We start from the raw sequence: 20,446 nt of genomic DNA, 5'->3' as shown, positions 1-20,446 counted from the left end.
CTCAGACATGCCGTTCTATGGTAAGTTTGCATTAGTAAAAATAGATTAATAATTTGGTTAAAAAAATCAACCAAAGAGCAAAAGCAGCAGGATAAAGGCAGACGCTTCACTGATACTAAGATATCGCCCCGGATTTTATTCCCCTGCTGCTGTTTTCTTCCAAATCCGGATAGAACATTGTTGGTAAAACTTTTACCATGGTGGATCAGAAGAAAACCTCTTTAATAAAGAATTTGTTATGTCAAAATTATCAAAAAAAGTGATTGGTGTAGATGTAGGAGCAAAGTTTTTAACGGTAAGTTTTACGGATAATGTAAATCAAGATCAGGTTTTTAATATCCAAAACAATCAACGCTCGATTTTATCGTTTCTCAAGAAATTTCCCACAGAAGATTATTGTTTGGCTATCGAAGCCACAGGTAATTATAGTAGTCGCATACTCCATCTTTCTTTGGATAATGGTTTTGAATCAAGTTTGATTAACTGTATGTCTGTTAAATATTTTTCAAGGATGAAAAATATCATCAGCAAAACTGATGCAGAAGACGCCAAAGTCATCAGACTTTATGGAGAGATTTTTCGTCCGGAAGTTTATATTCCCAAAAGCATCGAGATTGAACATCTTGACCAAGAAATAAAACTTCTGAATGATCTCGAGGAAGAGAAGCGACGGTATTCGGTAAAGCTAAAGTGGCTTCGTTACAATCCTCAGCTCAATCCCAACACGGAAAAACATTATGAAAAGAGATTAAAACAATTAGATAAAGAAATACGGGAAGTAGAAATGAGGCTTCCACAACTTCAAGATGAAGAATTTAGAGAAATAAAAGGTTTGATACAAAGTGTTTCGGGAATTGGGGAGAAGACCTCCCTTCAACTGATGACCGCTACATCTGGTTTTAAAAATTTTGATTCATCGAAATCACTCGTAAAATATTTTGGATTGGCTCCACGTATTTATCAATCAGGAAAGAAATCATATTCTCCCGGTAAGTGCCGTACATCCAAAACGCACATTAGAAGTTTGCTATATGTTTGTTCCTGGACGGCAATAAAACATAATACGCAGTGCAAAGAACTTTATCTGCGACTATTGGAAAAAGGAAAGCCTAAAAACTTGCATTAATTGCAGTTTGTAACAAATTACTGAGATTTGTTTTGGTGTTGTGAAAAACAAAACTGCATATCAACAAAATTTTCAAAAAAACTTTAAAATTTTAACCTGAATAATTTGCATAGTAACATAGAACATCCGGGCTATGACTGCAGTTCGTTATAGAGCCTTTAGTTATCTGTAGAATTTCTATTTCAAAGTTTCAAATTCAAAATCCAAGATTTAGATTATTCTTTTATAATTTAATTTGGATGTATCCATTTATTTGATCAACCCCAATTATTTATAAGTATGATTTTGAAGAGCCACAGAGTGGCGACCGGTTAATAGGCATTACAAAAAGACGAGATTAAGCTCCGTAGGAGCGTTACCTTTGTAGCAAAGCATGTGTTTTTAGAATATAAGCTCCATCGGAGGGGTACCTAAAAGCCATTCAATTTCAATCTTCTTTTATATCTTTGTCTTTTCTTTACTAAGTGAAACGCCTTACTCTACCTTATAATATAATACAGTTGCAAATAAAAAGCTTTTGTTTACTGTTACGATAAAAACCAGACTGTTATATTTCTCAGAAGCCTTCTTTTTTATAAACTTTTCCTTGCCCGATCCTAAACCTCCCATACAACTCTCCAACCCTCCGACTCTATAACCCTCCAACCCTCAAACAACCCAAACCCTCAAAATTATTCTTCCAGGTAACCAATACCTTAGCTTTAAATATGAATTAAAATTAAACATAATGTTACATAAATTAGGATTGTGTTGTATAAAAGTTCTACTTTTGCCCCACTGAAAAACGAGAGTGATTCGGTAGCGCAGAAGAGCTTTTAAGGAGGCGGAAACGATAAAACTAATGTCATCTACAGATGGATAAAGATCAATAAAGACTTTCAATTTTTTTAGAAATAAAATTTGGTAAAGATAAAAAGATTTGTATCTTTGCAGTCCGGTAAAACGGGAGCGCAGGAGTAGAGAGGTTTGGATGAGGATTTAGGGTCATCAAAAAACTTTAAAATTTCTTGAAAAAACATTTGGCTAATTAGAAATAAAGTTTTACTTTTGCACACGCAAATCGGTACTGAAAACGACAGAAAATGTAGGTATCGTAAAAAGCGGAAGAGAAGAGATCATTGAAAAATAATATACAACCAAGTAAGGAAAAACTAAAGCGTAAAATAACTTTGAGTGAGTCAGACAAACATACAATGGAGAGTTTGATCCTGGCTCAGGATGAACGCTAGCGGGAGGCCTAACACATGCAAGCCGAGCGGTAGAAGATCTTCGGATCTTTGAGAGCGGCGTACGGGTGCGGAACACGTGTGCAACCTGCCTTTATCAGGGGGATAGCCTTTCGAAAGGAAGATTAATACCCCATAATATAATGAGTGGCATCACTTATTATTGAAAACTCCGGTGGATAGAGATGGGCACGCGCAAGATTAGATAGTTGGTAGGGTAACGGCCTACCAAGTCAGTGATCTTTAGGGGGCCTGAGAGGGTGATCCCCCACACTGGTACTGAGACACGGACCAGACTCCTACGGGAGGCAGCAGTGAGGAATATTGGACAATGGGTGAGAGCCTGATCCAGCCATCCCGCGTGAAGGACGACGGCCCTATGGGTTGTAAACTTCTTTTGTATAGGGATAAACCTTTCCACGTGTGGAAAGCTGAAGGTACTATACGAATAAGCACCGGCTAACTCCGTGCCAGCAGCCGCGGTAATACGGAGGGTGCAAGCGTTATCCGGATTTATTGGGTTTAAAGGGTCCGTAGGCGGATCTGTAAGTCAGTGGTGAAATCTCATAGCTTAACTATGAAACTGCCATTGATACTGCAGGTCTTGAGTAAAGTAGAAGTGGCTGGAATAAGTAGTGTAGCGGTGAAATGCATAGATATTACTTAGAACACCAATTGCGAAGGCAGGTCACTATGTTTTAACTGACGCTGATGGACGAAAGCGTGGGGAGCGAACAGGATTAGATACCCTGGTAGTCCACGCCGTAAACGATGCTAACTCGTTTTTGGGTTTTCGGATTCAGAGACTAAGCGAAAGTGATAAGTTAGCCACCTGGGGAGTACGTTCGCAAGAATGAAACTCAAAGGAATTGACGGGGGCCCGCACAAGCGGTGGATTATGTGGTTTAATTCGATGATACGCGAGGAACCTTACCAAGGCTTAAATGGGAATTGACAGGTTTAGAAATAGACTTTTCTTCGGACAATTTTCAAGGTGCTGCATGGTTGTCGTCAGCTCGTGCCGTGAGGTGTTAGGTTAAGTCCTGCAACGAGCGCAACCCCTGTCACTAGTTGCCATCATTCAGTTGGGGACTCTAGTGAGACTGCCTACGCAAGTAGAGAGGAAGGTGGGGATGACGTCAAATCATCACGGCCCTTACGCCTTGGGCCACACACGTAATACAATGGCCGGTACAGAGGGCAGCTACCTAGCGATAGGATGCGAATCTCGAAAGCCGGTCTCAGTTCGGATTGGAGTCTGCAACTCGACTCTATGAAGCTGGAATCGCTAGTAATCGCGCATCAGCCATGGCGCGGTGAATACGTTCCCGGGCCTTGTACACACCGCCCGTCAAGCCATGGAAGTTTGGGGTACCTGAAGTCGGTGACCGTAACAGGAGCTGCCTAGGGTAAAACAAGTAACTAGGGCTAAGTCGTAACAAGGTAGCCGTACCGGAAGGTGCGGCTGGAACATCTCATTTTAGAGCGTCTTTAGACGATAAACAAAACACGTATCGCAAGATACAATGTACTTACTTAAAGTTCATGCTTTAGTTTTTTATTTGGTTGATATATAAGTAAAGGAAAAAGTTAGAAGTAAAAAGCTCCAAGTAATTGGAACGTTAAGATTACTCATTACCTATTACTTATATAATATATAAAAAAATACAAAACCCACTAGAAATTAGTAACAGGGAAGAGAGATTTTAGAATTAGAAATTAGAAGTTAGTCGTTAGAAATTAGTCTAACATCTAAAATCTAGCCTCTAATATCTAAATAATGAAGTCTCGTAGCTCAGCTGGTTAGAGCGCTACACTGATAATGTAGAGGTCGGCAGTTCGAGCCTGCCCGAGACTACTAATTAAGGAGTTAGGTTATAGGTATTAGGAGTTAGGAAAAGCGCAAGCCAAATACTAACAACCAAACACCGACAACTAACAACTACTAGAGGGGGAATTAGCTCAGCTGGCTAGAGCGCCTGCCTTGCACGCAGGAGGTCAAGGGTTCGACTCCCTTATTCTCCACAGTTTTGCGAGTTTGATTTAAAAGTACGATGGATAGAGCCAAAACAAATATTCATTTATCAGACAAGCAGAAAGACATTAAGATCATTGACATTAACGGTAAAAATATCACAAAGAGAAAACCGAGCGCAATTAAGCGTTTGAGTTTACAAAAAATAGATTAGTAGTAATACTAATCAAAAAAATACTGAACTAATTAATAATTAGGAAAGAAATCGTTAAGGGCGTATGGCGGATGCCTAGGCTTTCAGAGGCGAAGAAGGACGTGGTAAGCTGCGAAAAGCTCGGGGGATTGGCACACACGAATTGATCCCGAGATGTCCGAATGGGGCAACCCGTCTGGTTGAAGACCAGTCACTCCGCAAGGAGAGCAAACCCGGAGAACTGAAACATCTAAGTACCCGGAGGAAAAGAAATCGAAGAGATTCCGTAAGTAGTGGCGAGCGAACGCGGATTAGCCCAAAAGTCTTTATATATTTAAAAGAATGTTCTGGAAAGAACAGCCGTAGAGGGTGATAGCCCCGTATTTGAAAGGTATATTTAGATGATAAATGAGTAGGGCGGGACACGTGAAATCCTGTCTGAATATGGGGGGACCATCCTCCAAGGCTAAATACTCCTGAAAGACCGATAGTGAACAAGTACTGTGAAGGAAAGGTGAAAAGCACTTCGAATAGAAGGGTGAAATAGAACCTGAAACCGTACGCCTACAAGCGGTCGGAGCCCACAAGTTGGGTGACGGCGTGCCTTTTGCATAATGAGCCTACGAGTTAATGTTACTAGCGAGGTTAAGGACTTCAGGTCCGGAGCCGGAGCGAAAGCGAGTCTGAATAGGGCGCTTAGTTAGTAGTATTAGACGCGAAACCTTGTGATCTACCCATGGGCAGGTTGAAGCTTTGGTAACACAAAGTGGAGGACCGAACCGGTTGACGTTGAAAAGTCTTCGGATGACCTGTGGGTAGGGGTGAAAGGCCAATCAAACTGGGAGATAGCTCGTACTCCCCGAAATGCATTTAGGTGCAGCGTCGTGTATAAGTTTATTAGAGGTAGAGCTACTGATTGGATGCGGGGGAGTCAAATCCTACCAATTCCTGACAAACTCCGAATGCTAATAAATGTTCCACGGCAGTGAGGGCGCGGGTGCTAAGGTCCGTGTCCGAGAGGGAAAGAACCCAGACCAACAGCTAAGGTCCCCAAATCTCTATTAAGTTGAAGCAACGCGGTTGGACTGCATTGACAGCTAGGATGTTGGCTTGGAAGCAGCCATTCATTTAAAGAGTGCGTAACAGCTCACTAGTCGAGCGGTCCGGCATGGATAATAATCGGGCATAAATAGAGTACCGAAGCTATGGATTTACAACCGTTGGGTTGTATCTGGTAGGGGAGCATTCTGTTTGCACAGAAGCAGTATCGTGAGATATTGTGGAGCGTACAGAAAAGAAAATGTAGGCATAAGTAACGATAAAGCGGGCGAGAAACCCGCTCACCGAAAGACTAAGGTTTCCTCAGCCATGCTAATCAGCTGAGGGTTAGTCGGGACCTAACGCGAACCCGAAAGGGGTAGTGGATGGACAATGGGTTAATATTCCCATACTTGCTCACACTAAAAAGGGGACGGAGTGCCGTACCTGCTGGAGACTGACGGAATAGTCAAGGCCTAGCCTTCGGGCGAAGCTGCTGCAGGGAAAGTGCTTCCAAGAAAAGCCGAAGTGAAGCAACCCGTACCATAAACCGACACAGGTAGTCGAGGAGAGAATCCTAAGGTGCTAGAGTGAATCATGGTTAAGGAACTAGGCAAAATAGTCTCGTAACTTCGGAAGAAGAGACGCCAGCAGCAATGCTGGCCGCAGTGAAGAGGCCCAGGCGACTGTTTATCAAAAACACAGGACTCTGCTAAATCGAAAGATGCTGTATAGGGTCTGACACCTGCCCGGTGCTGGAAGGTTAAGGAAGGGCGTTAGCAGCAATGCGAAGCGTTTGACTGAAGCCCCAGTAAACGGCGGCCGTAACTATAACGGTCCTAAGGTAGCGAAATTCCTTGTCGGGTAAGTTCCGACCTGCACGAATGGTGTAACGATCTGGGCACTGTCTCAACCATGAGCTCTGTGAAATTGTAGTCTCGGTGAAGATGCCGAGTACCCGCAATGGGACGAAAAGACCCTGTGAACCTTTACTATAACTTCGTATTGACTTTGAGTAAGTAATGTGTAGGATAGGTGGGAGACTTTGAAGCAGGCACGCTAGTGTTTGTGGAGTCAACGTTGAAATACCACCCTTTACTTACTTGGAGCCTAACTTCTTTTAGAAGGACACTGCGTGGTGGGTAGTTTGACTGGGGTGGTCGCCTCCAAAAGAGTAACGGAGGCTTTCAAAGGTACCCTCAGCACGCTTGGTAACCGTGCGTAGAGTGTAATGGCATAAGGGTGCTTGACTGTGAGACCTACAAGTCGATCAGGTGCGAAAGCAGGACATAGTGATCCGGTGGTTCCGTATGGAAGGGCCATCGCTCATAGGATAAAAGGTACTCCGGGGATAACAGGCTAGTCTCCCCCAAGAGCTCACATCGACGGGGAGGTTCGGCACCTCGATGTCGGCTCGTCACATCCTGGGGCTGGAGAAGGTCCCAAGGGTTGGGCTGTTCGCCCATTAAAGTGGCACGCGAGCTGGGTTCAGAACGTCGTGAGACAGTTCGGTCTCTATCTATTGCGGGCGTTAGATGTTTGAGAGGGCTTGAATCTAGTACGAGAGGACCGATTTGAACAAACCTCTGGTGTATCAGTTGTTCCGCCAGGAGCACCGCTGAGTAGCTACGTTTGGAAGAGATAAGCACTGAAAGCATATAAGTGCGAAACTCGCCTCAAGATGAGACATCTTTTAAGGGTCGTTGGAGATGACAACGTTGATAGGCTATAGGTGTAAAGTTGGTAACAGCATAGCCGAGTAGTACTAATTACCCGTAGATTTATAGCCTAATTGGCAACTGCTTAATTGCGCAATTAAAGGTTCTCTCTTTGTGAATATTCTTATCGATTAAAATCAGGTATCGGATGATAGATACAAGGTAGCAGGTAGCAGTTTAAAGCTATTACCTAAAGCCTATAATCTGCAACCTAAACCTTATATACAACCTTTAGGGTGGTTTTAGCGGTGGGGCTCACCTGTTCCCATTCCGAACACAGAAGTTAAGCCCACCAGCGCCGATGGTACTGCGAAAGCGGGAGAGTAGGTCGCCGCCAGTTTTTTTTAAAGTCTCATACATTCATTTGTATGAGACTTTTTTTTGCTCTAAACCTAAATAATAAGTAATAGGTAATTAGCAATGAGTAATTTTGATAAGTGATAAGTGATAGTTGTTAGTTGTTAGTTGTTAGTTGTTAGTTGTTGGTTGTTAGTTGTTAGTTGTTAGTTGTTGGTTGTTAGTTGTTAGTTGTTAGTTGTTAGTTGTTAGTTGTTAGTTGTTAGTTGTTAGTTGTTAGTTGTTAGTTGTTAGTTGTTAGTTGTTGTTTCGCTCCTTCGGAGCTTATGAAAATGATGCTTTATGCGCTACAAAGGTTGCACTCCTCCGGAGTATTTGTTAGGTTTTACCTTTTATCTTGAGTGTAAATCTTACTTAAAATCTTGAGTTTTGAGCTTTACATTTAAAGATGATAAATATTGAATTCTAAAAAGATGAATTTGAAGATTTAATTGTAATTAATGGACAAATATTACTTTAAAATGCCGCTTACCCTAGCCCGGATGTTCTATGTTACTATGCAAATTATTCAGGTTAAAATTTTAAAGTTTTTTTGAAAATTTTGTTGATATGCAGTTTTGTTTTTCACAACACCAAAACAAGTCCTCAGCAACTTGTTACAAACTGCAATTAATGCAAGTTTTTTAGGCTTTCCTTTTTCCAATAGTCGCAGATAAAGTTCTTTGCACTGCGTATTATGTTTTATTGCCGTCCAGGAACAAACATATAGCAAACTTCTAATGTGCGTTTTGGATGTACGGCACTTACCGGGAGAATATGATTTCTTTCCTGATTGATAAATACGTGGAGCCAATCCAAAATATTTTACGAGTGATTTCGATGAATCAAAATTTTTAAAACCAGATGTAGCGGTCATCAGTTGAAGGGAGGTCTTCTCCCCAATTCCCGAAACACTTTGTATCAAACCTTTTATTTCTCTAAATTCTTCATCTTGAAGTTGTGGAAGCCTCATTTCTACTTCCCGTATTTCTTTATCTAATTGTTTTAATCTCTTTTCATAATGCTTTTCCGTGTTAGGATTGAGCTGAGAATTGTAACGAAGTGACTTTAGCTTTACCGAATACCGTCGCTTCTCTTCCTCGAGATCATTCAGAAGTTTTATTTCTTGGTCAAGATGTTCAATCTCGATGCTTTTGGGAATATAAACTTCCGGACGAAAAATCTCTCCATAAAGTCTGATGACTTTGGTGTCTTCTGCATCAGTTTTGCTGATGATATTTTTCATCCTTGAAAAATATTAACAGACATACAGTTAATCAAACTTGATTCAAAACCATTATCCAAAGAAAGATGGAGTATGCGACTACTATAATTACCTGTGGCTTCGATAGCCAAACAATAATCTTCTGTGGGAAATTTCTTGAGAAACGATAAAATCGAGCGTTGATTGTTTTGGATATTAAAAACCTGATCTTGATTTACATTATCCGTAAAACTTACCGTTAAAAACTTTGCTCCTACATCTACACCAATCACTTTTTTTGATAATTTTGACATAACAAATTCTTTATTAAAGAGGTTTTCTTCTGATCCACCATGGTAAAAGTTTTACCAACAATGTTCTATCCGGATTTGGAAGAAAACAGCAGCAGGGGAATAAAATCCGGGGCGATATCTTAGTATCAGTGAAGCGTCTGCCTTTATCCTGCTGCTTTTGCTCTTTAGTTGATTTTTTAACCAAATTATTAATCTATTTTTACTAATGCAAACTTACCATAGCAGCGGTTACCCCGCAACGGAATGGGAAAGTTGAAGGTTTAGCTTTGGCGAAGAAAGGCGTGAGGAGTAATAGCGGATAGCCGGATAAAGCTCCTGAAAAAATTAAGCAGTCAATTAAATGGACTAATCTATCCTGAAAATTTTTGTAAAAATATAAAAGCCAACAGATGATCTATTGGCTTTGTAAATTTAATACTACAAAAATCGTGCTAATGATGGTTTTTACAAAAAAAAATATTAAATTCGTAGATGTTATGTTAACAGACACAAAGTAGAATATGCTAAAACAACATTTACAACTTAAATTAGGACAGAAACTTGCTCCTCAGCAAATTCAGCTGATGAAGTTGATTCAGCTTCATACTTTGGAGTTTGAAGAAGAACTCGAAAGAGAACTTGAAGAAAACCCAGCTCTGGAAGTTGCTAAGGATGAATCTAAAGAAGATGAATACTCTACTTTAGACGAAAGCTATGAAAGCGAAGGTAACGAAAGTATTGAGACAGATTTTGACGTCAATGAATATCTGTATGATGATGAACCAAGCTATAAAACGGCTTCAAGTAACTATTCTGCCGATGATGAAGATTTTGATAATGAAAGTCTCCTTACTGAAGGACAATCGTTGTATGATTATCTAATGGAGCAAATCAATCTTATCAACATCAATGAAGAAGATTTGAAAATTGCTGAATATATCATTGGTAATTTAGATACCGATGGATATCTAAGAAGAGAGATCAAAGCGATTGTTGATGATCTGGCTTTTTCGCAAGGGATTTATACAACCAAAGAGAAAGTAGAAGATATACTTGAAAATTATATTCAGAAACTAGATCCGTCGGGTGTAGGAGCTAGAGGGTTGCAAGAATGTCTTTTGCTTCAGATTGAGAAAAAAGTAAGTTCTGATAAAGCAGTTTCATTGGCTGCTAATATTTTGAGATTCCAATTTGATGCGCTTACCAATAAGCATTACAATAAAATCATTCAGAAGTACGATATCGAAGAGGAAGATCTGAAAGATGCTTTAGAAGAAATCTCAAAATTATCACCAAAAGTAGGCGGAAACTTCGAAACACAAACAATTACCATTAATCAGGAAATTATCCCGGATTTTGTAATTCAGGTGAAAGATGGTCTGGTTATACCAATGCTTAACAGCAAGAACGCACCGACGTTAAGAGTTTCTGAGGAATATAAAGATATTTTAACGACTTATTCTCATGATAAAAAGTCTTCTGAGCACAAACAGGCTGCGTTATTTATTAAACAAAAATTAGATGCCGCAAAATGGTATATTGATGCTATTAATCAGCGTCAGAATACTTTGCTTCAGACGATTAATGCTATTGTGAAATTTCAGCATAATTATTTTATCACAGGCGATGAGAAGTCATTGAAGCCTATGATTTTAAAAGATATTGCTGATATTACAGGTTTCGATATTTCAACGATTTCCAGAGTTGTTAAAAGTAAATATGCAGATACTCCAAACGGAATTCTTTATCTTAAAGATTTGTTTTCTGACAGTTTAACCAATGATGACGGTGAAGAAGTTTCTACTAAAGAAATTAAAAATCATCTTCAGGAAGTAATCAGCAAAGAAAATAAAAGAAAACCTTTAACGGATGATGCCTTAGTGGTGATCCTTAAAGAACAGGGATACAATATTGCAAGAAGAACGATTGCAAAGTACCGTGAACAGCTCAATATTCCGGTTGCAAGACTTCGAAAAGAACTTTAAAATAGAAAAAAGCATTTCAGATTTGAAATGCTTTTTTTTTATTGCTAAATATTCATGAATATTTTTAATTTTCTTGAGATTCTATTTCTTTTAATTGACTTAAATTTTTATCGAGCCTGCTCATAATAATTCCATAAACCAATCTATAATAGACCCAAATTAAGGATACGCATAAAATTGTACCTATAATAATTCCTACTAAAAAACCTATAAGAGTAGAATTACTGACTTCAATATTTTGAATATTAATAATGTAAAAAGTAAAACCTATAAATGCACTCATTAGAACTAATAACAAACCTATATTAGTTAAAATAAAAGCATTCACAGTTTTTTTGAAGGTGATTATTCTTATAATAAACAGCTTAAGGTCTTCTTCAATTTTAATTTTACGGTAGTTTTGATAAAATTTAAGCACAAAAAATCCGGTGACAACAAGACTTAAAATTTTTACAATTAAATAAATATTATCTAGCTTAGCGACAAGCTGGCTATCTTTGTGAACGCCCATCTTCTCCAAAATACTCAAGAAACTGTCTGACTCATTACTTTGTATAAGATAAAATACTCCTAAAACGCTGAAAAATAAAAATTCGATCACGCTGATCCAGAAAATATATTTCATGTAATTGCGTGACTTTTTATTGAGCATTTTCAGAATCTCATTATTGTCGTATTTCGGTTTTACAGGTTGTTCCTGCCAGGTTTTCTTAAAGCTGTCTAAATCAAATTCAGGCATGTTTTTCCATTTTTTCTTTAAGGATTTTCTTTAATCTGTTCATTTTCACACGTGCATTTACTTCCGTAATACCCAGGTTTTCGGCGATATCCTTATAAGGCAAGTCGTCGAGATACATCATTACAATTGCCCTTTCTACATTCGGAAGAGTTTTTATGACGGTGTAAAGAAGTGAAATTTGCTGCTGTCTGTCATCATCATCTTCAACAAAATCTCTGTGATTGATGTCTAGCTCGTTTGTTTGTAAACTTTTGCTTTTTTTTCTAAAAAGAGTGATGGCTGTGTTGAGCGCAACACGATACATCCATGTAGAAATTTTTGAATTTCCTTTAAAAGAATCATAGCTCCGCCAAAGCTGCAAAACAATTTCCTGGAAAAGATCTTCTTCATCTTCCAGCGAATTGGTGTACAGACGCGATACTTTAATAATCAATCCCTGATTATCTTTTACAAGCTGTGCAAACTCTTTCTCTTTAGAAATCAAAATAAATGTATAACTGCACGAAGATAATAATATAATGTAACAATGTAATAATTTAACAGTGTAACAATTTTAAAAAATCAGGAATTCTTTCTAATTGGTAAATTGTTACACTGATACATTGTTATATTTAATTATCTTTGCAGCCACGAGAAAGTCGGCTTGTTGATTCTTACTTCGGTAAGGGTAGGAAAGTCCGGACACCATAGAGCAGCAAAGCGGATAACATCCGTCATCCGTGAGGATAGGACAAGTGCAACAGAAAGCAGGTACAGTTCGGCTGTAGTGAAACCAGGTAAACTCTTTGCGGTGCAATGATAAGTATATCGGTTCTTTTCAGTAATGAAAATAGGGGCGGCTCGTCCTGAAAGCCGAGGGGTAATCAGCTCAAGTTTTGCAGCAATGTAAAACGTAGATAAATAACAGGCACTTTTTTTAGTACAAAATCCGGCTTATAGATTTTCTCGTGATTTTATTAAATTGCCACGAATACACGAATGACTTTTATAAATATATTTCGTGCATTCGTGGCAACTTTACTTGATCCTTTTTACTTTTTCCTTGGCTCTTTTACTCGCTTTCCAACTGTTTTTTAGCATCATCCAAACCAGCTTTATCTTCTTTTGAAAGCTCCGGGAATTTCAAATCCATTTTTTCTAAAGTATCGATGATGATCTGTACTGCAGAAAGTCTTGCAAACCATTTATTGTCTGCAGGAATTACATACCAAGGCGCTTCATCTTTTGAGGTTTCATTGATGGCCGTTTCGTAGCATTCCATATATTGGTCAAACAAAGCTCTTTCAGGTAAGTCTGCGGTCGAAAATTTCCAGTTTTTTTCCTGCTCGTTGATGCGGTCTAATAATCTTTTCTTTTGTTCGTCCTTAGAAACATTCAGGAAAATTTTAATAATTGTTGTTCCGTTTTGAGCGAGATGTTTTTCGAAGTTTCTTATGCTTTCATAGCGGTTTTCCCAGAACTTTTTATCAAAATCTTTTACAGAATCCCAAGTTTTTTCACTTAAATTATATTCAGGATGTACTTTACAGACCAAAACACTTTCGTAATGAGAACGGTTAAAAATACCGATCATTCCTTTCTGGGGTAAAGCTAAATAATGTCTCCATAAAAAATCATGCGAATACTCTCTTGAACTTGGGGTTTTAAAGCTTGTCACATTACAGCCTTGAGGATTTACACCACCAAAAACGTGCTCAATCAAGCTGTCTTTTCCTGCAGCATCCATTGCCTGCAGAACGACCAAAAGTGATTTGCTTCCGTCGGCATACAGTTTTTCCTGTAGCTCACGGAGTTTATCCTTTTCCTGAATCAGTAATTGTACACCTTCCTCTTTAGTGAGTTTACCTTTGTATTCTGTTGATGATTTTTTTATTGAAAATTTTTCTTTAATTAAAAAGTCGTCTGAGAAATTATTAGCCATGTTTTTATTTAAAGTTTAGAATTAAATCAAAATTTTATGTTTAATAGATGTCATTAACCATTAACGATCAACCAAACCCAATATAAATGTAATAAAAAAACCGCCTCGATTGAGACGGTTTTAAATTTTTTTGAGTAAAAATTATTTTTTAGCAGCAATTTTAGCCGCTTTTTTCTCAGCTTTAGCCGCTGCTTTTTGTTCTGCAGCAGTTAATGGTTTTGGCTCGGGAGCATTAGGAGTTACTTCACCTTTAATGTAAATTACGCTTCTGCTATTTACAGGATCATTAGAAAATACCTCAATCATTTTGTTGAATGGAGAAACACTTGCTGTGTTGTATCCAACTTTAATTTTAGCTGATTTTCCAGGTGCAATAGGAGCTTGGCTAAATTCTGGAGTAGTACATCCGCAAGATGGCTTTACATTCGAGATGATAAGAGGCTTATCTCCTGTATTGGTTACTGTAAAGAATCTTGTGCCGTCAGAATTTGGTTTTATTTGACCATATTCATAAGTCGTTTTGTCAAATGTAATAGTTTGTGCAGATGCTAATGCAAATGTTCCGAATAATGCAATTCCTGCTAATAAGTTTTTCATATTCTTGAAAGTTAATATGTTTGTTAGATAAATTTTGAGAAACAAAGTTAAAAATTATTTTAATTAGTGCTTACATTTTTTTACTTTAAACTATTTTTGCAAATTATAAGTTAAAGAAACCAGAATTTATGCAGATTTCAGAAAAGTATAATCCACAGGAAACAGAACAGAAATGGTACAATTACTGGCTGGAAAACAAATATTTCCACTCAGAGCCCAACGAAAAGCCACCTTACACGATTGTAATTCCTCCGCCAAACGTCACAGGAATTCTTCACATGGGGCATATGTTGAATAATACCATTCAGGATGTTTTGGTCCGCCGTGCAAGAATGCAGGGCTTCAATGCTTGCTGGGTTCCGGGAACAGATCACGCTTCAATTGCTACCGAAGCGAAAGTTGTTGCCAAACTGAAGTCTGAAGGAATCAATAAATCTGATATTACCCGTGAAGAATTTTTAAAACACGCTTGGGAATGGACTGACAAATACGGCGGAACAATTCTTGAGCAATTGAAAAAGCTAGGATGTTCTTGTGATTGGGACAGAACCCGTTTCACGATGGAAGAATCACTTTCTAAGCAGGTAATCAAATCTTTTGTTGATTTATATAACAAAGGACTTATTTACCGTGGTTACAGAATGGTCAACTGGGATCCGGAAGCGAAAACAAATATTTCTGATGAAGAAGTAATCTTTAAAGAGCAAAACGGAAAATTATATTTTCTTAAATATAAAATCGAAGGTACAGAAGAGTTTCTTTCTGTAGCGACAACACGTCCTGAAACTATTTTCGGGGATACTGCAGTTTGTATCAATCCTAATGATGAGAGATATGCTCATCTGAAAGGTAAAAACGTAATTGTACCAATTGTCAACAGAGTTATTCCGATTATTGAAGACGAATATGTTGATATAGAATTCGGAACAGGTGCTTTGAAAATTACGCCGGCTCACGATATTAATGACTACGAAATCGGACAAAAACATCAGTTGCCAATGATTGATGCTTTAGACGATGATGGAAATCTAAATGAGCACGGATTACATTACGCAGGTAAAAACAGATTTGATGTAAGAAAACAAATCGCAAAAGAATTAGAAGAAAATGATCTTTTGTTGAAAGCAGAAGATTATGTAAATAAAGTAGGAACTTCAGAAAGAACGGGTGCGGTTATTGAGCCTAAAGTTTCTGTTCAGTGGTTCCTGAAAATGTCTGAAATTGGAAAGCCAGCTTTAGATGTTGTAATGGATGATGAAGTAAAATTCTATCCTGAGAAATTTAAAAATACTTACAAACACTGGATGGAAAACATCCGTGACTGGAATATCTCTCGTCAGCTTTGGTGGGGTCAGCAAATTCCCGCTTTCTATTATGGAGACGGTGAAAATGATTTTGTAGTTGCTGAAACAAAAGAAGAAGCAGTAGAACTGGCAAAGCAAAAAACCAACAACGATCAACTAACAACTGACAATTTAAAACAAGACGAAGACGCTCTTGATACATGGTTCTCATCTTGGTTGTGGCCAATGTCTGTTTTTGACGGGTTGAATAATCCTGATAATAAAGACATCAATTATTATTACCCGACTTCAGATTTGGTAACAGGTCCGGATATTATTTTCTTCTGGGTTGCGAGAATGATTATGGCCGGGTTGGAATACAGAAAAGAAGTTCCTTTCAAAAATGTTTATTTTACAGGAATTGTAAGAGATAAGCAGAGAAGAAAGATGTCAAAATCTTTAGGAAATTCACCAGATCCGTTAGAATTGATGGATAAATACGGCGCAGATGGAGTTCGTGTTGGTATTTTATTGAGTTCTGCAGCCGGCAATGACCTTCTTTTTGATGAAGATTTAATGCTTCAGGGAAGGAATTTCATGACAAAAATCTGGAGCGCATTCCGTTTGATCAACATGTGGAATCATGAAGATAAACCCGCAAACGCAACAGATAACCAGACGATCGAATGGTTTGAAAATAAATTGAATAAAACGATTGTAGAAATTGATGATCAGTTTGAGAAATTCAGAATTTCTGATGCTTTACATTTGATTTATAAATTAATTTGGGATGATTTCTGCGGTTCTTATTTAGAAGCAATTAAACCAAATTATGGTGAAGGCATTTCTAAAGAAGTTTACCACAAAACAGTAGCTCTTTTCGAAGAATTGATGAAATTGGTTCATCCGTTTATGCCTTTCCAGTCAGAAGAAATCTGGCAGTTGATTTCGGAAAGAAGTATTGACGAAGCTTTAGTGATTGCACAACAGAAAAAAGCAGAAGGATTTAATGAAGATATTATTAAAAACTTTGAAACAGCTTCAGAAATTATTTCAGGCGTTAGAAATTACCGTCAGACAAAAGGAATTTCTCCAAGAGAAGCGGCTGAAATTTATACAAACGCTTCAGAGTTTGCAAATGAGCCTGTCATTAAAAAATTGGCAAACGTTTCCGAAATTCATTTCGGAGCAAAAACTGAGAAGCCGAGTTTTACATTTTTGGTAGGAGCAACGGAAGTTTCGATCCCGTTAAGTGAAAACTTAGATTTGGGAGAAGAAAAGATCAAAACAGAAGAAGAATTAAAATATCTAAAAGGATTCTTAATTTCTGTTGATAAAAAATTGTCTAACGAAAAATTTGTTGCCAACGCAAAACCAGAAGTGGTAGAAAGCGAACGCAAGAAACAAAAAGATGCGCAGGATAAGATTGCGATCTTGGAAGAAAAGCTGAAAAGTTTATAAAAAATAAGGTTGAGACTTAGGCTAAGGTTGAAAAATGATCTTAATATTAGCCTCAACCTTAACCTAAAAAATTAAAATGACACATCTAGAAAATATACAGAAACTATTCTCCAAAGACTTCGTAGAAAGTCCGTTATTGGAAAGTTTTGAAGTGGGAAAAATATATCTTTCTACCGGAAATCTGGTTGCTTGTGACCCTTTGATTACAAATGATATGCAACCTTTTACTACTCAATTTCCAAAAGGAGATTTTCAGGTTTTATTGCATAAAGAAAGAGAAAGCAATTGTGTTGCTTATGCCGAGATTATTTTTAGTGATGCCAAAATTTCAGCATGGAAAATGGCAACAACCAAGGAACAGAACCTGAAGGATTTAGCTGAAGGTGAAGTGTTTGGCTATCCTGTAGAAAGCGGAATGGGCTGTTTTATGGATGTTCAGACTCAAGAACAGCTTAATCTTCTTGAGCAGAAACTTTTCCAGAGAAAAGGAGATGACTTTATGGGAATTTATGAAGAGTTCTTTCATGAGCATTTTTTTGATGAAAACGGGGCCATCGATCAATTTGCGTTTTTAAAACCTACTGAAGAAAATGCTGGAAATATTTTTGCCTTTGAAACGGGCTATGGTGAAGGCTTTTATGCAAGCTATGTAGGGTTTGATGAAGGAAATAATCCGGTAAAAATTATTACTGAATTTATTGAGATATTAGTCAGCTAAAATTTGCTTACATTTAAAAGTAGTTTTTTTAAAAATAAGACTATTTATATTTATGATGAATTTTTCTTCAGTGCACCCAAAGATTGTCGTTGTAGGCAGTTGTTCATTAGATTTAATATTATATGCTGATAAAATACCGTCTCATAATGAAACGGTAATGGCCACGTATTCTGAAAACTATTTTGGAGGAAAAGGTGCCAATCAGGCCGTTGGTACAGCAAGATTGGGAGCTGGTGTTTATTTTGTAGGTTGTGTCGGGATAGATCCTTTGGGGCAACAGATAATGCGAAATCTTGTCAATGAAAACGTGAATGTAGGTTTTGTTTATGAAACCGATCAGGAAGCTACAGGTATTGCCTATGTTACGAGCTGCAACGGAGAATTTTCTGTGGTTGTAGATTCCGCTGCCAATAAAAAAGTAACTGTGAAGCAGATTGATAATGCTGAAAGGTATATTCACTCATCAAACCTTGTTCTTTTGCAGTTGGAAATCCCAATGGAAGTTGTAGAACATACAGTGAGAAAAGCCAAAAATCTTGGGAAAATAGTTGGTTTGTATGCTTCTCCTGGAGCGAAAGTAAATGAACAGATTTTGGACCAGGTCGATTTTATCATCGCTCGAAGCAATGAGCTTTCTGTTATTTTTGGAGAAGACAAAAGGGAAGAAATACTTAAGAAATATTTTAATAAGCTTTTTGTAAGAGACGAAACCAATTCTACAATTTATTTTGACGGAACCGAGATGAAATATTTTCGCAATGAAAATGAAAGCATGGTTTACAAAATGGGAATGGGCGACGCTTTTACATCGGGTTTTGCAGTGGCATTATGCCACGGAAATACCATTGAAGACTGCGTGAAATTCGGAAATCTTGTGTCGTCTAAAGTATCGCTAGGAAAGGGTGCGCAAACAGCACTTCCATATCTTAAAGATCTTAGGTAGACTCTATTTAATGCATATTGAAAACTCTTTTAAATAAAGATTTTTAAAACTAAAATTTCCACATTTGATGTGGATTTTTTATTATATACCATGGAAAAACTGACTCTCACCACAAAAGATCAATTTCAACTTAGCGCACATATTTTTAAACCAGAAAAATCTAATGAGAAAATTATTCTCATTAATTCTGCAACGGGGGTAAAGCAGCAGGTTTACTTTTCTTTTGCTCAGTTTTTTGCAGAACAGGGGTTTACTGTTATTACTTACGATTATCGAGGAATTGGATTATCAAAACCTGAAAAAATGAGAAATTTCAAAGCCTCAATGCGAACCTGGGGAAGTGAAGATTTTAAAAGGCTTACAGAATTTGTAATAGAAAATTTTCCAGATTATCAGAAGTTCTGTTTAGGGCATTCTGTCGGTGCTCTAATTATCGGGATGAATGAAAATTCTAAAGTATTTGAAAGATTTATTTTCGTAGCTACCCAAAATGCTTTTATTGGAAACCTGAAATGGAAGACCAAATTGGAAGCTTTTTTCGGTTTTGGGTTTGCCCAGCCTTTTTTTACCGAGCTATTTGGTTATTTCCCAGCACATTGGTTTGGTTTGGGAGAAAGTCTTCCAAAAAATTGCGCTTATGACTGGAGAACCTTAATTTTGAACCGGAAATCTACCGGAAAATTATTGCTTAAAACGAATGATTATTCAAAAGAATTAAACCAAAAAGTATTGGTATTATATGCTGAAGACGATGTTTGGTTAACCGATAAAGGAGTGAAAAGTCTCCTTAATGATGTTTATCCTAATCTGAAACCTGATTATAGATTTTTACAGACTTCAGAATCTGAAAAAGGTGAAATAGGACATGTCAACTTTTTCAGAAGCTACAATAAAAAACTTTGGAATATTATTCTGAATGAAATTAAAAATTAGGCAATTAAAATTCCCATCTTCTGGAGGAGTGGATAAAATTCGAAAGAATTTTTGACGGGGTGGTTTAAAAATAAATTATATCAAAATTCAAAAATGAACATCATACAAAACACAATACAGTTTGTAAAAGAGAAACTGGAAGGCGCAGAAGCAGGTCACGACTGGTTTCACATCGAAAGAGTCTGGAAACTATCAAAGAAAATTGCTCTGACTGAAGATTGTAACCTTGAGGTTGTTGAGCTTTCTGCTTTATTGCACGATATTGCCGATCCTAAATTTCATAATGGAGACGAAACTGTCGCCTTAAAAATTTCAAGAGAATTTTTAGAAAGTCAGAATGCCGAAGAAGAAATTATTCAGCAGGTTTTATTTATAATTCAGAATATTTCATTTAAAAATAGAAATGAGGTTCCTGCTGATTTACCGATTGAACTTAAAATTGTACAGGATGCCGACAGAATCGATGCGATTGGCGCCATTGGTGTTGCGAGAACTTTTAATTTTGGTGGTTTTAAAAATAATCTGATGTATCATCCGGATATTCAACCAAAACTGAATATGTCTAAAGAGGAGTACAAAAAATCAAACGGCACAACGATTAATCATTTCTATGAAAAGCTTCTGCTGTTAAAAGATTTGATGAATACGAATGAAGGTGAAAAAATAGCCGAAGAAAGACATCAGTTTATGCTGACTTTCCTCGACCAGTTTATGAAAGAGTGGAATGTGGATTAAGAACCTCATCAACAATCTTTAA

Annotated in this window: 13 protein-coding genes, 2 tRNA genes, 3 rRNA genes and 1 other RNA gene; 13 read left to right on the top strand and 6 right to left on the bottom strand. The window is 37.5% G+C overall.

Annotated features, from left to right (window positions below; translation table 11 throughout):
* The first annotated feature begins 238 nt into the window (after positions 1-238).
* The 6 genes from EG358_RS16475 to rrf all read left to right on the top strand — a co-directional run bounded on the left by EG358_RS16475 (position 239) and on the right by rrf (position 7,616).
* Positions 239-1,126, top strand: a complete 888-nt coding sequence (locus EG358_RS16475) for a transposase (protein ID WP_228422012.1) — start codon at positions 239-241, stop codon at positions 1,124-1,126.
* 1,190 nt (positions 1,127-2,316) lie between these two features.
* Positions 2,317-3,833: ribosomal RNA gene (locus EG358_RS16470) — 16S ribosomal RNA — on the top strand.
* A 303-nt stretch (positions 3,834-4,136) separates the two neighbouring features.
* A tRNA-Ile gene (locus EG358_RS16465) sits at positions 4,137-4,210 on the top strand.
* A gap of 93 nt (positions 4,211-4,303) precedes the next feature.
* Positions 4,304-4,377, top strand: a tRNA-Ala gene (locus EG358_RS16460).
* A gap of 208 nt (positions 4,378-4,585) precedes the next feature.
* A 23S ribosomal RNA gene (locus EG358_RS16455) occupies positions 4,586-7,347 on the top strand.
* A 161-nt stretch (positions 7,348-7,508) separates the two neighbouring features.
* Positions 7,509-7,616: ribosomal RNA gene (gene rrf / locus EG358_RS16450) — 5S ribosomal RNA — on the top strand.
* Together the 16S, 23S and 5S rRNA genes with 2 tRNA genes alongside form the textbook arrangement of a ribosomal RNA operon.
* A gap of 525 nt (positions 7,617-8,141) precedes the next feature.
* Here the strand turns inward: rrf and EG358_RS16445 are convergent.
* Both EG358_RS16445 and EG358_RS19875 read right to left on the bottom strand, forming a co-directional pair.
* The gene (locus EG358_RS16445) at positions 8,142-8,858 is read right to left on the bottom strand and encodes a transposase (protein ID WP_228422006.1); all 717 of its coding nucleotides are present in this window, start codon (positions 8,856-8,858) and stop codon (positions 8,142-8,144) included.
* Positions 8,855-9,130: a hypothetical protein gene (locus EG358_RS19875; protein WP_228422005.1), complete on the bottom strand. Its 276-nt coding sequence runs from the start codon at positions 9,128-9,130 to the stop codon at positions 8,855-8,857. The genes EG358_RS16445 and EG358_RS19875 overlap by 4 nt, the downstream gene beginning before the upstream one ends.
* 500 nt (positions 9,131-9,630) lie before the next feature.
* On the opposite strand from EG358_RS19875, the gene rpoN reads away from it, so the two are divergent.
* A complete protein-coding gene (gene rpoN / locus EG358_RS16440; RefSeq protein WP_076562149.1) occupies positions 9,631-11,094 on the top strand; it encodes an RNA polymerase factor sigma-54 in 1,464 nt (487 codons plus the stop codon).
* A gap of 64 nt (positions 11,095-11,158) precedes the next feature.
* Here rpoN and EG358_RS16435 read toward each other — a convergent pair whose 3' ends face one another.
* Both EG358_RS16435 and EG358_RS16430 read right to left on the bottom strand, forming a co-directional pair.
* Positions 11,159-11,833, bottom strand: a complete 675-nt coding sequence (locus tag EG358_RS16435) for a beta-carotene 15,15'-monooxygenase (RefSeq protein ID WP_076562148.1) — start codon at positions 11,831-11,833, stop codon at positions 11,159-11,161.
* Entirely contained in the window at positions 11,826-12,317 is a 492-nt protein-coding gene (locus tag EG358_RS16430) for an RNA polymerase sigma factor (protein WP_076562147.1), read from the bottom strand. The genes EG358_RS16435 and EG358_RS16430 overlap by 8 nt, the downstream gene beginning before the upstream one ends.
* A 146-nt stretch (positions 12,318-12,463) precedes the next feature.
* Between EG358_RS16430 and rnpB the strand changes: the two genes are divergently transcribed.
* Positions 12,464-12,785, top strand: an RNA gene (rnpB, locus tag EG358_RS16425) — RNase P RNA component class A.
* Positions 12,786-12,884: 99 nt separating this feature from the next.
* Here rnpB and EG358_RS16420 read toward each other — a convergent pair.
* Positions 12,885-13,754 carry a polyphosphate kinase 2 family protein gene (locus EG358_RS16420; protein ID WP_076562146.1) on the bottom strand — a complete coding sequence of 290 codons (870 nt, stop codon included), beginning with the start codon at positions 13,752-13,754 and terminating at the stop codon, positions 12,885-12,887.
* A gap of 141 nt (positions 13,755-13,895) precedes the next feature.
* Positions 13,896-14,351, bottom strand: coding sequence for a DUF1573 domain-containing protein (locus EG358_RS16415; RefSeq protein WP_076562145.1), 456 nt, complete (start codon positions 14,349-14,351; stop codon positions 13,896-13,898).
* A gap of 128 nt (positions 14,352-14,479) precedes the next feature.
* On the opposite strand from EG358_RS16415, the gene EG358_RS16410 reads away from it, so the two are divergent.
* The 5 genes from EG358_RS16410 (at position 14,480) to EG358_RS16390 (ending at position 20,424) form a co-directional block, all read left to right on the top strand.
* Positions 14,480-17,095 carry a valine--tRNA ligase gene (locus EG358_RS16410; protein ID WP_076562144.1) on the top strand — a complete coding sequence of 872 codons (2,616 nt, stop codon included), beginning with the start codon at positions 14,480-14,482 and terminating at the stop codon, positions 17,093-17,095.
* A gap of 76 nt (positions 17,096-17,171) precedes the next feature.
* On the top strand, positions 17,172-17,813 hold the full coding sequence (locus EG358_RS16405) for a DUF4241 domain-containing protein (protein ID WP_076562143.1): 642 nt from the start codon (positions 17,172-17,174) through the stop codon (positions 17,811-17,813).
* A 55-nt stretch (positions 17,814-17,868) separates the two neighbouring features.
* Positions 17,869-18,756, top strand: a complete 888-nt coding sequence (locus tag EG358_RS16400) for a ribokinase (protein ID WP_076562157.1) — start codon at positions 17,869-17,871, stop codon at positions 18,754-18,756.
* A gap of 90 nt (positions 18,757-18,846) precedes the next feature.
* Entirely contained in the window at positions 18,847-19,689 is an 843-nt protein-coding gene (locus EG358_RS16395; protein ID WP_076562142.1) for an alpha/beta hydrolase family protein, read from the top strand.
* Positions 19,690-19,782: 93 nt separating this feature from the next.
* Complete coding sequence (locus tag EG358_RS16390) at positions 19,783-20,424, top strand: HD domain-containing protein (RefSeq protein WP_076562141.1); 642 nt, start codon at positions 19,783-19,785, stop codon at positions 20,422-20,424.
* Positions 20,425-20,446: the final 22 nt, after the last annotated feature.

The organism is Chryseobacterium indoltheticum (genome assembly GCF_003815915.1).
In the GTDB taxonomy this organism is placed as follows: domain Bacteria; phylum Bacteroidota; class Bacteroidia; order Flavobacteriales; family Weeksellaceae; genus Chryseobacterium; species Chryseobacterium indoltheticum.
Note: the sequence above shows the minus strand (reverse complement) of the source record. Positions and strands in the feature narration are given on the sequence as shown.